The organism is Erythrobacter dokdonensis DSW-74, assembly GCF_001677335.1.
Lineage (GTDB): Bacteria > Pseudomonadota > Alphaproteobacteria > Sphingomonadales > Sphingomonadaceae > Erythrobacter > Erythrobacter dokdonensis.
Genome location: NZ_LZYB01000007.1, coordinates 1 through 15,129 on the forward strand (window position 1 = coordinate 1; position 15,129 = coordinate 15,129).

Below are 15,129 nucleotides of genomic sequence, written 5' to 3' on the forward strand. Positions count from 1 at the left end.
CAGCGGCCAGTCGGGGCACGCCGCCGCTGCCCCCGCCGCCGCCGGTTCCACCGCCGCCGCCGCCGCCCCCGCCGGGCCCGCCCCCGCCGCTGCCGCCCACGCCAGCCACGTCGCCGGGCGCGAAAGCAAGGCCAGCGGCAGCCAAACAGGCCGCGAATTCGCGCAAGAAGGCCACGCGCGCCGATGGTGGCAAGACCGCCCGGTCAAAGACAAGGCGGGTCGCTGGCAAGTCGGCTGGCCCGTCGCGCAAGAGAACCAGACGCGGCAAGAACAGGAATGCCACCGTAGACGCCATCTCCGGGGTCCCGGCATCGACGGCAGCCGCACCGGCGCCAAATGCGCCGACCCGAACTGCGCAATCGCCGCGCAAGAAGATGAAGGCGACTGCCCCACCCGCCAAACAAGCGGCATCGAAAGCACGCAAGGAAGACCGGATTGCCAGCGAGGCGTCATCGATGGTGACGCGGGCATTCTCCCCGATTGGCGGGGGCGCTCCGATCTCCGCGCCCGCACAGCAGCAGTCGAAATCAGGCAAGAACAGCAGGTCCCTCTGGACCCGCCTCCGCAACTGGTTCGGCGGGGGCAAGAAGACCTAAGGCAAGCGCCAGCCGCGCCGGTGCATTTCGCCCCGGCGCGGCCGTCCCGTTTCCCGCGCGCTGATGCCATTTGACCGCAATCCGCGCCGCGCTAGTGTGCGCCGCATGACGCAGCCTCGTTCATCGTCTTCACCCGTTCTCGTCGCCGGAGCGAGCGGCACCATCGGCCGGGCCGTGGTGCGGCGGCTGGTCGCCGATGGCCATGCCGTCACTGCGCTGTTGCGGCCCGGCGGCGATGCGGCGCAATTGCCCGAACTTTCCGGTGCCGCCATCGCCCATGCGGCGCTGTCGGACAAGACGGCTCTGGCGCAGCTGATGGAGAGACTTGCGCCATCCTGCATCATCTCCTGCATCGCCTCGCGCAGCGGTGCGCCCAAGGATGCCGAGGCGGTGGACTATGCCGCCAATCTCGCCCTGCTCGAAGCGGCACAAGCGGCGGGCGCGCGGCAGTTCATCCTGCTCTCGGCGATTTGCGTGCAGAAGCCGCTGCTGGCCTTCCAGCACGCCAAGCTCAAGTTCGAGGCGCGCCTTGCTGCGAGCGGGATCGACTATGCGATCATCCGCCCGACCGCCTTCTTCAAGTCCTTGTCCGGGCAGGTGAAAAGAGTGAAGGCCGGCAAGCCATTCCTGATCTTCGGGGATGGCGAACTCACGCGCTGCAAGCCGATCAGCGACGATGATCTGGCGCGCTTCATCGTCTCTGCCGTGGGCAATCCGGAAATGTCTGGCAGGATCCTTCCGATTGGCGGGCCCGGCCCTGCGATCTCGTTGAAAGAGCAGGGCGAATTGCTGTTCCGTGTCGCGGGAAAAGAGCCCCGGTTCAAGTCGGTATCGCCCATGCTGTTCACCAGGGCCGAGCGGCTATTGAACCTTGGTGCCGGCTTTTCCGACTGGTTTGCCGAGAAGGCCGAATATGCCCGGATCGCGCGCTATTACGCCACCGAATCGATGCTTGTGCTCGATCCGGCAACCGGCACCTATTCCCCCGATCTCACTCCCGAATTCGGCTCAGAGACGCTGGAAACGCATTACCGGCGGCTGCTGGAGGGGGGCTAACCGGGGGCTAGCGGGGGCTAAAGGGGGGCTAAATGCCAGCTGGCGGGGGGCAAAGTGGCCCCTAGATGGGGCACAAAAACGCCTTGTGCTGAATAATTAAACGTAAAAACATGGCTTTGTGTGCGGCGTAGCCGGATTCCCCGGGGCAATTCGGTCCGTTCGACGCCGGCCTCGCCCGCCATGCGTTCGACCAGCAGGGCGAGCAGCGCACGGTCGGGCCAGATCGTGCAGTACCGGATCTTGCCATGCCTGAAGACCACCCCGCGTCCCGCCGCATCGGCCAGTTCCGGTGCCAGAGCAGTCGCCACATCCTCGCGCCAACGGGTGACGGCAAAGCCATCGGCCGGTTCCGCCACCCCGTCGCGCAGGCTCTCCACGCGGGTGACGGTGAGGGGGATCGCCGTGCGCAAGGCGCCCGGAGCCAACCCCTCGGGAATCGTGAAGCTCGCCGTCTTGCTGCCCGAGCGCGGCCCCAGCAGCACCGGGCATTCGAGCGCCGCCAGCCGCTCGGCAAAGCCTTCCGGCACGATCGGCAGGCTCGGCACGCAGACCATGCGGTAGCCCGACAGGTCCGCCTGCGGGGAAACAATGTCGACATCCAGACCCTGACGACGCAGCGCGGAATACCATTCGAACACCAGCTCCAGATAGCGCATGCTTGCGCCCTGAGGCTGGATGCCTAGCACCCATGCCGCCTCGTAGGAAAACACCAGTGCGACCGGAGCGCGCGCTGCCGCTTGCGGGCCGATCTGCGCGAGCACCTTCGCCGCGTGCCGCACCTCGTCCGCTGCCTCGGCCTCGGTGCTGTCGGGCCGCAGCAGGCCGGCGTGCATCTGTTCCTGCGCGAAGGGGGCCTGCCGCCAGCGGAAATAGCTGGTGAGTTCGGCCCCGTGCGCGGCAGCCTCCAGCGTCCACAGGGCGACCATGCCGGGCAGCGGCGCGGGGTTGAAACGCGCCCAGTTCACCGGCCCGGGCTGCTGCTCCATCACCCCCCAGCGGCCGTTCGAGCAGCCGCGATAGAGATCATGGTGGAAGGCAGCGATATCGGGGTGGCCCTGCCTGAGGTAAGCTGCCTTTTCCTGGGCGGAGAACCAGAACTGTTCGAGAAAGCCCAGCGGATAGGAATCCCACGTGGCCACGTCGATATCGCGGCCGACATCGTGATGATCGAACTCGGTGAAGAAGCCCATGAAATTGTGCGTGATATCAACGCCGGGCGCGCGGGCGCGGATGATGGCCACCTGTTCGCGGTTGAAGCGCGCTACCTGATCCGAGGCGAAGCGGCGGTAATCGAGCCAATGCGCGGGGTTTGCCTCGGTCACGGTCAGATGCGGTGGATCGATCTCGGCAAAGCTGCGATATTCCATGCTCCAGAACACGTTGCCCCAGGCTTCGTTGAGCGCTTGCGGAGAGCCGTAACGCGCCGCACACCAGCCGCGAAAGGCGGATGCGGCAGCGTCCGAGAAACTCAGCACGGTGTCGTGGCAGCCATATTCATTGTCGGTCTGCCACATCACGATGGCGGGGTGCTGGCCGTAGCGCTCTGCCAAGGCGGTGACGATCCGCGCACATTCGGTGCGGTAGCCTTCGTGACTGAAGCAGTAATGCCGCCGCGAGCCAAAGCCCCTCGGGCGGCCATGCTCGTCGATGGCGACCATGTCGGGCATCCGGTCGACCAGCCATTTGGGCGGGGTCGCGGTCGGGGTGCCGAGGATGATATGCAAGCCCGCCGCATGCAGCGTTTCGATCGCGCGGTCGAGCCAGTCCCAGTCATAGCGTCCCGGCTCTGGCTCGATCCGGCTCCACGCGAATTCGCCGATCCGCACAAGCCGCAAGCCCATTTCGGCCATGCGGCGCGCGTCCTCGGCCCAGATGTCTTCCGGCCAGTGTTCGGGATAGTAGCAGCAGCCGAGTTTCATTGCGGCAATCTCTCCAGCGCGACGAGCCACGCGGTTTCGGGATGGGTGAGGGGGAGCGCGAGGCCATGCTGCATCAGCGCCGCGCCCGACAGGGTGAGGCCCGCCTCCCACGCCTGCCAGTCGCCGAGGTAGAGCGCCGCCTTGCCCGGCCATGGACGCGGCAAGGTGACGCGGTAGAGCGCTTGAGGTTCCAGCCCCTTGAGGCGAAGCGGCGCGGCATCGAACACGGGTGAAAAGCCTGTCTGCGCCGCCACGGCCAGCGCCGTGTCGTCCCGCACAACCATCTGCGCGAAAACGCCCGCGTCGGGATGGTCGAGCGCGAACCGGTCGCCCGTATGCAGCACCCCGCGCCATGTCTTGTAGAGCGCGATATGCGCGGCGAGCACCTGGCGCTCGACCTCGCTCATGGCGCCGGGATCGGCCTCGATGCCCATATGCCCGAACAGCGCCACCTTGGCGCGGAAATCCATCGCCGTCTGGCGTCCGGTGATCGGGTTGGGCGAGGGGCCGACATGGTTGCCGAGCACCTCGAGGGGCAGGAACTGGCTCCACGCGCGCATGATCCGCATGCGTTCGAGGTGATCGTTGTTGTCTGAGGGCCAGACGCGTTGGACATAACCGAGGATGCGCAGATCGATCCTCCCGCCGCCGCTGGCGCAGCTCTCGATCTCGACATGGGGGTGTGCGGAACGCAGGCGGTCAACCAGATCGTAGAAGCCCTGCGTCTGCCCGGACGCCGAGGGGAACAGGTCGCGGTTGTGGTCCCACTTGAGGTAGGCGATGGGGTTCTCGCGCAGCAGCGCGTCGAGCCGCGCGAACAGGTAATCGCGCACTTCCGCGCGCGCCATGTCGAGCGCAAGCTGCCCGCGCATCGTCGGGCGCTCGCGGCCCTCATGGTGCAGGCACCAGTCGGGGTGCGCACGGTAAAGGTCGCTGTCGGGCGAGACCATTTCCGGCTCCACCCACAGGCCGAAATCCATGCCCAGCGCGTGGACATGGGCAATCAGCGGGCCGAGACCGTTGGGGAAGATGTCTGGCGAAACCTGCCAGTCACCGAGGCTGGAACGATCATTCCGCCGTCCGCCGAACCACCCGTCATCAAGCACGAAGCGTTCGACGCCGAGCTCCGCCGCGCTGTCGGCGAGCGCGATCAGCTTGGGCTCCGACAGGCCGAAGCCGAGCGCCTCCCACGAATTGAGGTGCACCTTGCGCGGCCCCCATGTGGCGCGCTTCGGCAGCACTTCGGCGCGCAGGTGGCGGTGGAAGGCCTGCGCCAGCGCGTTGCGATTGGGGGCGAGGGTGAATTGGGCCGAGGGGGTCTGGTGGTGCGGATAGCCGCTGAAGTTGATCTCGCCGTCGCCGGTTACCGCCGCCATTTGCAGCACTGCGCGCCCGTCGGCGGTGCCTTGGCTGTCGTATTCGATCCGCGTGTCGTAATCGCCGCTCCACGCGAGGTGGAGGCCCAGCACCTCGCCGCTTGCTGGGTCTTCGAGGATCAGCCAGTTGCCACCCCCGAAGCCGGGCTTCCCGGCACCGGACTGGCGCGCGAAGCCGTCGGGAGCGAGGGGGCGGCGGGTTTCGTGCATCTCGCTCGCCCAGCGGCCCGAGAAGCCGATCATGTGGGTAAAGCGCGCCGGGACGGGCAAGGCCAGCGCACTCAGCCGTTCGAGCACGAGGCGGCGGCGGGTGTAATGCACCATCGCGGCGTGCGCATGGACCATGCCCGCGTCGCTGATCCACCAGCACTGTTCGACTTCGAGTTCGTGCGCCGGATCGTGCCCCGGATCGTGCCACGTCAGCACCAGCGCGCCCTCGTCCAGCTTCCAGCGCGCGAGCCGGAAGTCGGTATCGAGTAGCTGGCCCTCGTCCCGCAGCAGGATCGCGGGCGTTCCGCTCCACCCGTTCTTGCGCTCGGGCAGCAGGCCGGGGCGGGGCGGGGCATCGGGCTGGCTCTCGTGCCGCCCGCGCGCAGAGGCGGCGGCAAGCGCGGCGAGATCCTCGCCCATGGGCAGCCGTGCGCCGCAATAGACGAGGTCCGCCGTGCCGCCATGTTCGAGCGCGAACACCAGCGTTATCGCTTCGCCATCAAGCCGCACGTGTTCCAAGCAGGCCTCTCCCGTTAGCGATGCCGGTGATGAATTTCGCCGCGAGGCTTGTCCGGCATCCCGCAATCGGCTGTAACCCCGCCAATCGAGAGGGGAAAGCACGCAATGTTCGATGCCATGCCGACCGGCAGTCTGGTCCAGATCGCGGTCTGCATCGGCCTGACCGCGGCTGTGGGGCTGGCGACCTGGCTCACCATCCGGCGCAGCGCGCATGACGGTTCCTCGAAGGACGTCTACCTTGCGGGCGGCAAGCTGTCGTGGCTGTTCGTGGCGGGCTCGATCACGCTCACCAACCTGTCCACCGACCAGCTGGTGGGCATGAACGGCAACCAGATGGCGTTGCTGGCATGGTGGGAGATCTGCGGCTTTGTCGGCCTGATGATCCTCGCCTTCGTGTTCGTGCCGATCTACTATCGCAACAATTGCACCACCGTCACCCAATTGCTCGAAAAGCGCTATGGCGGACGCAGCATCCGTACGCTGATTTCGGCCCTGTTCCTGGCCGGGAACGTGCTGATCTATTTGCCGGCGGCGCTCTATTCGGGCAGCCTGTTCATGCGCGCGCTGTTCGGCGAGGGGGTGCCGCTGCTGGCCTTTGCGGGCGTGCTCGCGGTGATCTCGGCGGCCTATACCATCTTCGGCGGGTTGAGGGCGGTGGCAGTGATGGACACCTGGTCGGGTATCGGCATCCTTGGCCTTGCCATGCTGATAGTGGTGCTGGGGCTGGCGGCGGTCGACTGGGACATCGTCTCCGGCGTTCCGGCAGAGCGTATAAGCATGATCGGCGGCCCTGACAGCCCGATCCCGTGGCAGACCCTGCTGACGGGGATGATCTTCATCCAGATCTTTTACTGGTCGACCAACCAGAACCTGACCCAGAAGGCGATGGCCGCGCCCACCATACGCGAGGCGCAGAAGGGTGTGTTGGTGGCCGCCGTCATCCGCATCCTGATCGTGCCGCCGATCGTGGTGATCCCCGGCATCGTCGCCTTCAAGCTGTTCGGGCAGGTGGGCGACAATGCCTACGGAATGCTGGTGGCCGACATCCTGCCGCCGTGGTTGTCGGGCGCCTTTGCGGCGATGGTGGCGGCGGCGGTGATCACAACCTTCAGCGCGGTGCTCAATTCCTCGGTCGCGCTCTATGCGGTCGATTTCCACGAGCAGTTCATCGGCGAGGTGAAGGACCACTGGAAGCTGTCGGCGGCGGTTTCGTCGCTGCTGGCCGTGGTCGCGATCATGCTGGTGCCGATGTATCAATCCGCCACCAGCATCATCAATCTGCTGCAGCAATTGAACGGGCTGCTTTCCATGCCCATCCTCAGCGCGTTCATCGCGGGGCTGCTGTTCCGCGGGGTGCAGGCGCCGGCGGCGATTGCCGGGGTGGTGTGGGGCGTGGCGCTCTATGGCCTGTTCACTTTCTGGTTGCAGCCGCAGGGGATCATCGCGCTGCACTATATCCACTTCATGGTGGTGACGCTGGTGACAAGCGTTGCCGCCGCCTTGGCGGTCAACCGCTTCGTGCTGGGCGGGCGGGCGGAGTTCGCGCCGCGCGCCGCGCTTGCGGGGCAGGCATGATGGCAGCCGATCGGGCGAGGCCGCACCGGCGATACGACCCCCTGACCGGCGGCTGGGTGCAGGTCTCGCCGCAGCGCATGGGGCGGCCCTGGCAGGGCGAGGTCAGTCCGTCCGATCCGCCGCCGCCCGCTTACGATCCGACCTGTTACCTGTGTCCCGGCAATGCCCGCGTCGGAGGCGAGGCCAACCCTGCCTATGAGGGGGCCTACGTCTTCGACAATGATTTCCCCGCTCTGGCCGAGGATCGCCATGGCACCGCGAGCGATGATCCCCTGCTGCGGGCCGAGGCTTCGGCAGGCGCGTGCCGGGTGATCTGCTTTTCGCCCGACCATGGCAAATCGCTCCCGCTGCTTGCGCCGGAACAGCTGCGGGCGGTGGTCGATTGCTGGGCCGACCAGACCGCCGAACTGGGGCAGCGCTTTGCGAATGTGCAGCTGTTCGAGAACAAGGGGGCGATGATGGGCTGTTCCAATCCCCACCCCCACGGTCAGGTATGGGCAACCGCGCATGTGCCGCAGGAAGTGGCCACGGAGGACGCGTGTCAGCGTGGCTGGATGGCCGAACATGGCGAGGCGCTGCTCTCCGCCGTGGCGACACGCGAGGCGGGGGGCGAGCGGGTGGTCGAGATGAGCGACGATTGGCTCGCCATCGTCCCCTTCTGGGCGGCCTGGCCGTTCGAGACCTTGCTGCTGCCGCGCTTTGCCGTCCAGCGCATGCCGCAACTGACGGACGGGCAGCGCGATAGTCTTGCGGCCATGCTCAAGGCGCTGACCACCCGCTACGACAACCTGTTCGAGACCAGCTTCCCGTATTCGATGGGCTGGCACCAGGCGCCGTTCGTGGCCGGCGATAGGGCGCATTGGCAGCTTCACGCCCATTTCTACCCGCCGCTGCTGCGTTCCGCGCAGGTACGCAAGTTCATGGTCGGCTATGAAATGCTGGCCGAGCCGCAGCGCGACCTGACGCCCGAACGCGCCGCCGAGATGTTGCGCGGCGTAAGCGGCACGGTCCACTACCGGGAGCGCGCATGAACCGGCGCGACGCCCTGATTGCCCGCGTGACGCAGGGCTATCGCGAGGCTTTCGGCGCCGAGCCGGAGGCGCTGTTCGCCGCGCCGGGGCGGGTCAACCTGATCGGCGAGCATGTCGATTATAATGACGGGCTGGTGCTCCCCTGTGCAATCGACCGCGAGACTATCGTCGCGATTGGCGCGGGCGGGGGCGGACTGATCGAGGCGGTGGCGCTCGACATGGGCGCGGGCGCGCGCGATGCCTTCGATCCGGCGGCGCCCATCGCGCGCGGGCCGGACGACTGGCACAACAACCTGCGCGGGGTGGCGCATTTCCTCGGAGAGTATGGGCATCCGGTCTGCCCGGCGCGGATTGCGGTCGCGGGGGATGTGCCGATCGGGGCGGGGCTGTCCTCCTCGGCATCCTTCGGGGTCGCGCTGGCACTGGCGCTGTCGGAATATTCGGGGCACGCCCTCGCGCCCGACCGGCTGGCGCTGATCGCGCAGGCCGCGGAGAATGATTTCGTCGGCTGTGCCTGCGGGATCATGGACCAGATGGCCTCGGCGGCAAGCACGGCGGGGGCGGCGCTGCTGCTGGATTGCCGCACGCTCGCAACGCGCAGCGTTCCGGTCCATCCGGGCCTTGCCATTACCGTGATCGATTCCGGGATCCGCCGCCAGCTGACGGAAAGCGCGTTCAACGAGCGCCGCGACGAGTGTGAGGCGGCAGCGCGGCATTTCGGCGTCGCGGCACTGCGCGATCTTGATCCGGCAATGCTGGAGGCGGGGCGCGGCGGGCTGGACAGCGTGCTTTATGCCCGCGCGCGTCACGTCGTGTCCGAGATCGCCCGGGTCGAGCCGGTCGCCGCTGCGCTTGCCAGCGGGGATAGCGCCGCTCTGGCGCGGTTGCTTGCCCAAGGGCATCGCTCGCTGGCGCAGGATTTCGCAGTCTCGCTGCCCGCGCTCGACCGGCTGGCGGAGCTGGTGCAGGCGCCGCTGGGCGATGCGGGCGGCGTGCGGCTGACCGGGGCAGGTTTCGGCGGCTGTCTGGTGACGGTCAGCGACGCGGCTGCTGGGGAGGCGATCGCCGGCGCGGTTTCGTGCTATAATCGTGAAGCGGCGATTCCGGCGCGGTTCGAGGTCTTCAAGCCCGGAGCAGGGGCGGTGCGGATACCGCTTTAGACGCTGGCAGGATCCTGTGCAAAACCGAGGCTGCCAGCGTCCACAGAACCGATTTACAGATATAAAAATATCTTTATATGTTCTCGGCAATGGTGATCGAGGACATCTTCAAGGCACTCGCCGATCCGACCCGGCTGCGCATCGCGCGGCTGCTTTCGGCGATGGAGCTGGCGGTGGGCGAGCTTGCTCAGGTGCTCGGGCAGAGCCAGCCGCGCGTCTCGCGCCATGTCGGCATCCTGTGCGATGCCGGCCTTGCCGAGCGCCGCCGCGAGGGCAGCTGGGTGTTCCTGCGCCAGAGCGAGGCTGGTGGCCCGGTAGTCGACGCGATCCAGCAATTGCTCGCCGTTGCCGAGACAGCCGAACCCGGTTTCGCCGCGCTGTGCGAGGCCGACCGGCGCAAGCTTGCCGCGATCCGCGATGCGCGCGAAAGCGCCGCCGAAGCCTATTTCGCCCGTCACGCTGGCGAATGGGACGAACTCCGCGCGCTCCACAGCCCTGATGACGAGGTCGAACGCCGCCTTGCCGAGGCGCTGGCCGATCACCCGCTTGGCGATGTGCTCGATATCGGCACCGGGACCGGGCGCATGGCCGAACTTTTCGCGCCGCATGCCGCGCGGATTGTCGCGCTCGACAAGAACCTGGAGATGCTGCGCGTCGCCCGCGCGAAGCTGCAGCATCTGCCGACGGCGCAGATCGAACTGGTGCAGGGCGATTTTTCCGACCTGCCCTTTGCTGATGCGAGCTTCGATACGGTGGTGCTGCACCAGGTGCTGCACTTTGCCCCTGATCCCGCTCCGGCGCTGGCCGAGGCCGCGCGCGTGCTGCGCACCGGCGGGCGCATCGCGATCGTCGATTTTGCCAGCCATGATCACGAGGAGCTGCGCACCCGCCACCAGCACGCCCGCCTCGGTTTCGGCGACCGCCAGATGGCCGAGTTGCTGCGTGCGGCCGGCCTTTCCGCCAGCCCTCCGATCGCGCTTGCGGGCGGTGCGCTGGTGGTCAAGATCTGGCTCGGCAAGCGCTGTGCCGCAGCCCCTTCCCCCAAGTCACCTGATCTGGAAGCCGCCCGATGACCCCGACGCTCGACCAGCTCCACGAATATCGCACCGCCACCGATACGCCGCTGTTTTCCGGCCTGCCGGGCGATGTCGCGGTGAGTTTCGAGTTCTTCCCTCCCAAGAGCGAGAAGATGGAAACGCAATTGTGGGACGCGGTCACCCAGTTGCGCCCGCTCGGCCCGAGCTTCGTTTCGGTCACCTATGGCGCGGGCGGATCGACCCGCGAACGCACCCATGCAACGGTCGCGCGGATCATTTCCGAAGGCAAGCTGCCCGCCGCCGCCCACCTGACCTGCGTTGCCGCGAGCAAGGCGGACATCCGCGAGGTGGCCGAACAATATTGGGAAGCGGGCGTGCGGCATATCGTCGCGCTGCGCGGCGATGCGGGCGAGCCGGGCGCGCCCTTCACCCCTCATCCTGAAGGTTATGCCAGCGCGGCGGAACTGGTCGCGGGACTGAGGGACATCGCCGATTTCGAGATTTCGGTCGCAGCCTATCCCGAAACCCACCCCGACGCCGCCTCGCCGCAGTCGGACATCGACAATTTGAAGCGCAAGCTCGATGCTGGCGCGACCCGCGCGATCAGCCAGTTCTTCTTCTCGGCCGATACCTTTTTCCGCTTCCGCGATGCCTGCGCTGCGGCCGGGATCGATGCACCGATCCTGCCCGGCATCCTGCCGGTCACCAATGTCGCACAGGCAAGGAAGTTCGCCAGCGCCTGCGGGGCGGCGATCCCGGCATGGATGGACGGGTTGTTCGAAGGCCTCGATGCCATGCCCGCCGCGCGCCAGCTGGTCGCGGCAACCGTTGCTGCCGAACTGTGCCGCCGGCTTTATGCGGGCGGGGTGCGCGATTTCCACTTCTATACCCTGAACCGCCCCGAACTCGCCTATGCGATCTGCCACCTGCTCGGGAAGCGGCCCACAGGAGAAGCCGCATGAGCGCCCGCCAGCAACTCCTCGCCGAGGCCGCCGAGCGCGTGCTGATCTTCGACGGCGCGTTCGGGACGCAGATCCAGAACCGCAAGCTGTCCGAGGCGGATTACGCCGAGGCGCTGGACCTGCCCGCCGACCAGAAGGGCAATAATGACATCCTCGCCCTGACCCGCCCCGACGTGATCGCCGACATCACCCGCGCCTATTTCGAGGCTGGATCGGACATCGTTTCGACCAACACCTTCTCGGCCAACCGCATCAGCCAAGCCGATTACAAGGCCGAACATCTGGTGCGCGAGATCAACCTCGCCTCCGGCCGGATCGCGCGCGAGCTGGCGGATGAATATGCCGCCAAGGACGGCAAGCCGCGCTTCGTGGCGGGCGCGATCGGGCCGACCAACAAGACGCTCTCCTTGAGCCCCGATGTCGAAGACCCGGGCTATCGCGAGATCGATTTCGACTATCTTGTGGACGTCTATCACGAACAGGCGGCGGCCCTCGTCGAGGGGGGTGTGGACTTCATCCTGATCGAGACGGTGTTCGACACATTGAACGCCAAGGCCGGGGTGATGGCGGTCAAGCGGCTGGAGCGCGAGCTGGGCCGCGAGGTTCCGGTGATGATCTCGATGACCCTCACCGACCTGTCGGGCCGCAACCTCTCCGGTCACACCGTGGAGGCGTTCTGGTATGCGGTGCGCCACGCCAAGCCCGTTACCATCGGCCTCAATTGCAGCTTTGGCGCAGAGCAATTGCGCCCGCACGTCAAGGTGCTCTCGCAGATCGCCGACACGCTGCTTATGATCTACCCCAATGCAGGGCTTCCGAACGAGCTCGGCGAATATGACGAGATGCCTGACACGACCGCCGGACTGGTCAAGGACTGGGCCGATCACGGGCAGGTCAATATCCTCGGCGGATGCTGCGGATCCAGCCCGGCACATATCGCCGCGATTGCCAAGGCGGTGGCGAACAGCGAGCCGCGTGTCATCCCGCACCCCGAGCCGGCGATGAAGCTGGCTGGGCTCGAAGCCTTCGTTGCGGCCTGATGACCTTCGAGAGAACGTAAGTGACCCAACCCTCTTCCTCCCGCTTTATCAATATCGGCGAGCGCACCAACGTCACCGGCAGCGCAGCTTTCAAGAAGCTGATCATGGCGGGCGATTATGCCGCCGCGGTCGAAGTCGCGCGCCAGCAGGTCGAAAACGGCGCGCAGGTGATCGATGTCAACATGGACGAAGGCCTGCTCGATGCGGTCCATGCGATGACCACCTTCTTGAAGCTGATCGCCGCCGAGCCGGACATTGCCCGCGTGCCGGTGATGATCGATAGCTCCAAATGGGAGGTGATCGAGGCGGGGCTCAAATGCGTTTCGGGCAAGCCGATCGTCAATTCGATCAGCATGAAGGAGGGCGAGGAAGCCTTCCTCGCGCAGGCGCGCAAGTGCATGGATTATGGCGCTGCCGTGGTCGTGATGGCCTTCGACGAGACGGGTCAGGCCGATACGAAGGCGCGCAAGGTCGAAATCTGCAAGCGCGCCTACGACCTGCTCGTGCGCGATGGCTTCCCCCCCGAGGATATCATCTTCGATCCGAACATCTTCGCGGTGGCGACAGGGATCGAGGAGCACAATAATTACGGGGTCGACTTCATCGAGGCGGTGCGCGAACTCCGGCAAATCTGTCCCCACGCGCATTACTCGGGCGGTCTGTCGAATCTCTCGTTCAGCTTCCGCGGGAATGAACCCGTGCGCCGCGCGATGCATTCGGTGTTCCTGTATCACGCGATCCCCGCCGGTCTCGACATGGCGATCGTCAATGCCGGGCAACTGGACGTCTACGACCAGATCGACCCGGCGCTGCGCGAGGCCTGCGAGGATGTGATCCTCAACCGCGATGCGGACGCCACCGAGCGCCTCATCGCGCTGGCGGAAAGCTTCAAGGGCAAGGACGCAAAGGCCGAGAAGGAGGCCGAGGAATGGCGCGGGTGGCCGGTGACCAAGCGGCTCGAACACGCGCTGGTCAAGGGCATCGACGCGCATATCGTCGAGGACACCGAGGAAGCGCGCCAGTCTGCGCAGGATCGCGGGGGGCGACCGATCGAGGTGATCGAAGGCCCCTTGATGGACGGCATGAACGTGGTCGGCGACCTGTTCGGTAGCGGCAAGATGTTCCTGCCCCAGGTGGTGAAGTCGGCGCGCGTCATGAAGAAGGCGGTCGCCCACCTCATCCCCTTCATCGAGGCCGAAAAGGACCTGCTTCCCGAAGAAGACCGCAAGGCCAAGGGCAAGATCATCATGGCGACGGTCAAGGGCGATGTGCACGACATCGGCAAGAACATTGTCGGCGTCGTGCTACAGTGCAACGGCTATGACGTGATCGATCTGGGCGTGATGGTGCCGTGGCCGACAATCCTTGCCGCGGCCAATGACAACAAGGCCGACATGATCGGCCTGTCGGGCCTTATCACCCCGTCTTTGGACGAGATGGTAACGGTGGCCGAGGAAATGCAGCGCGCCGGCATGACGATGCCGCTGCTGATCGGCGGGGCGACCACCTCCAAGGTGCATACCGCATTGAAGATCGACCCGGCTTACGATGGTCCGGTGATCCACGTGCTCGATGCGAGCCGCGCGGTGGGGGTCGCCTCGAAGTTGCTGTCAGACACCCAGCGCGACGATTACGTTGCCGAAGTTGCCGATGAATACACCCATGTCCGCGATGCGCGCGCGGGCAAATCGGCTTCGGTGCTGCTGCCGCTGGAAGAGGCGCGGGCGAATTTCTACGACGCCTTCCTGTCGGACAAGCCCGCCCCGCCCGAACAGCCCGGCGTGCATGTCTTCCCCGACTGGGATCTCGCGCATCTCAGGCAGTTCATCGACTGGACCCCGTTCTTCCGCGCGTGGGAGCTGCACGGAAATTACCCCGCGATCCTGACCGACGAAGTGGTGGGCGAGACGGCGACCCAGCTGTTCGCCGATGCCAATGCGATGCTCGACCGGATCATTGCCGAGAAGTGGCTGACCGCGCGCGGAGTCGCCGGCCTGTGGCCCTGCGCACGCGACGGGGATGATGTGACGATCCACCTCGCCGACACCGAGGAGCATGTTCGCCTTCCCTTCCTGCGCCAGCAGGTCAAGAAGAGCCGCGACCGGGCCAATATGTGCCTTGCCGACTTCATCGACCCGGATGGCGACTGGATCGGCGGCTTCGCGGTCGGCATCCACGGGATCGAGCCGCACATCGCCAGTTTCCAGGCCGACAAGGACGATTATTCCGACATCCTGCTGAAGGCGCTGGCGGATCGTTTCGCCGAAGCCTTCGCCGAGGCGCTCCACCAGCACGTGCGCACCACGCTGTGGGGCTATGCGCCGAACGAACAACTCACCAACGAGGCGCTGATCAAGGAGGAGTATCGCGGTATCCGCCCCGCGCCGGGCTATCCCGCCTGCCCCGATCACTCGCTGAAGCCGATCCTGTTCGACCTGCTCGACGCGCCTGCCAATGCCGGGCTGACGCTGACCGAAAGCTTCGCCATGTGGCCGACGGCGGCGGTCAGCGGCTTCTATTTCGGCCACCCGGAAAGCCAGTATTTCGGTGTGGCGCGCGTGGGCCGCGACCAGGTCGAGGACTATGCCGCGCGGCGCAGGGTCAGCATCGAGCAGGCCGAACGCTGGCTCAGGCCGAATCTCGATTGA

10 protein-coding genes are annotated in these 15,129 nt (G+C 66.4%); 8 read left to right on the top strand and 2 right to left on the bottom strand.

From position 1 onward, the window contains the following. Window positions 1-701: 701 nt before the first annotated feature. A complete protein-coding gene (locus I603_RS12235) occupies window positions 702-1,652 on the top strand; it encodes an NAD(P)H-binding protein (protein ID WP_068865523.1) in 951 nt (316 codons plus the stop codon). Between the two features lie 17 nt (window positions 1,653-1,669). Here I603_RS12235 and I603_RS12240 read toward each other — a convergent pair whose 3' ends face one another. Together I603_RS12240 and I603_RS14605 are read right to left on the bottom strand one after the other, a co-directional pair. Beyond that, window positions 1,670-3,601 carry a beta-galactosidase gene (locus I603_RS12240; protein ID WP_232305376.1) on the bottom strand — a complete coding sequence of 644 codons (1,932 nt, stop codon included), beginning with the start codon at window positions 3,599-3,601 and terminating at the stop codon, window positions 1,670-1,672. Continuing rightward, complete coding sequence (locus tag I603_RS14605; protein WP_232305381.1) at window positions 3,568-5,667, bottom strand: alpha-galactosidase; 2,100 nt, start codon at window positions 5,665-5,667, stop codon at window positions 3,568-3,570. The genes I603_RS12240 and I603_RS14605 overlap by 34 nt, the downstream gene beginning before the upstream one ends. Window positions 5,668-5,781: 114 nt before the next feature. On the opposite strand from I603_RS14605, the gene I603_RS12250 reads away from it, so the two are divergent. The 7 genes from I603_RS12250 (at window position 5,782) to metH (ending at window position 15,129) form a co-directional block, all read left to right on the top strand. Further along, window positions 5,782-7,251, top strand: coding sequence for a sodium:solute symporter family transporter (locus tag I603_RS12250; RefSeq protein ID WP_232305377.1), 1,470 nt, complete (start codon window positions 5,782-5,784; stop codon window positions 7,249-7,251). After that, entirely contained in the window at window positions 7,248-8,282 is a 1,035-nt protein-coding gene (locus I603_RS12255; RefSeq protein ID WP_068865526.1) for a UDP-glucose--hexose-1-phosphate uridylyltransferase, read from the top strand. Before I603_RS12250 ends, I603_RS12255 begins: the two co-directional genes overlap by 4 nt. Beyond that, window positions 8,279-9,442: a galactokinase gene (galK, locus tag I603_RS12260; RefSeq protein ID WP_068865527.1), complete on the top strand. Its 1,164-nt coding sequence runs from the start codon at window positions 8,279-8,281 to the stop codon at window positions 9,440-9,442. The genes I603_RS12255 and galK overlap by 4 nt, the downstream gene beginning before the upstream one ends. Window positions 9,443-9,531: 89 nt before the next feature. Continuing rightward, window positions 9,532-10,515 carry an ArsR/SmtB family transcription factor gene (locus I603_RS12265; RefSeq protein WP_084440102.1) on the top strand — a complete coding sequence of 328 codons (984 nt, stop codon included), beginning with the start codon at window positions 9,532-9,534 and terminating at the stop codon, window positions 10,513-10,515. Beyond that, window positions 10,512-11,441 (top strand): methylenetetrahydrofolate reductase [NAD(P)H], encoded by a 930-nt coding sequence (gene metF / locus I603_RS12270; RefSeq protein WP_068865529.1) that lies wholly within the window; start codon window positions 10,512-10,514, stop codon window positions 11,439-11,441. The genes I603_RS12265 and metF overlap by 4 nt, the downstream gene beginning before the upstream one ends. Beyond that, window positions 11,438-12,481 carry a homocysteine S-methyltransferase family protein gene (locus tag I603_RS12275; RefSeq protein ID WP_068865530.1) on the top strand — a complete coding sequence of 348 codons (1,044 nt, stop codon included), beginning with the start codon at window positions 11,438-11,440 and terminating at the stop codon, window positions 12,479-12,481. Before metF ends, I603_RS12275 begins: the two co-directional genes overlap by 4 nt. A 20-nt stretch (window positions 12,482-12,501) precedes the next feature. Then, window positions 12,502-15,129 (top strand): methionine synthase, encoded by a 2,628-nt coding sequence (gene metH, locus I603_RS12280; protein ID WP_068865531.1) that lies wholly within the window; start codon window positions 12,502-12,504, stop codon window positions 15,127-15,129.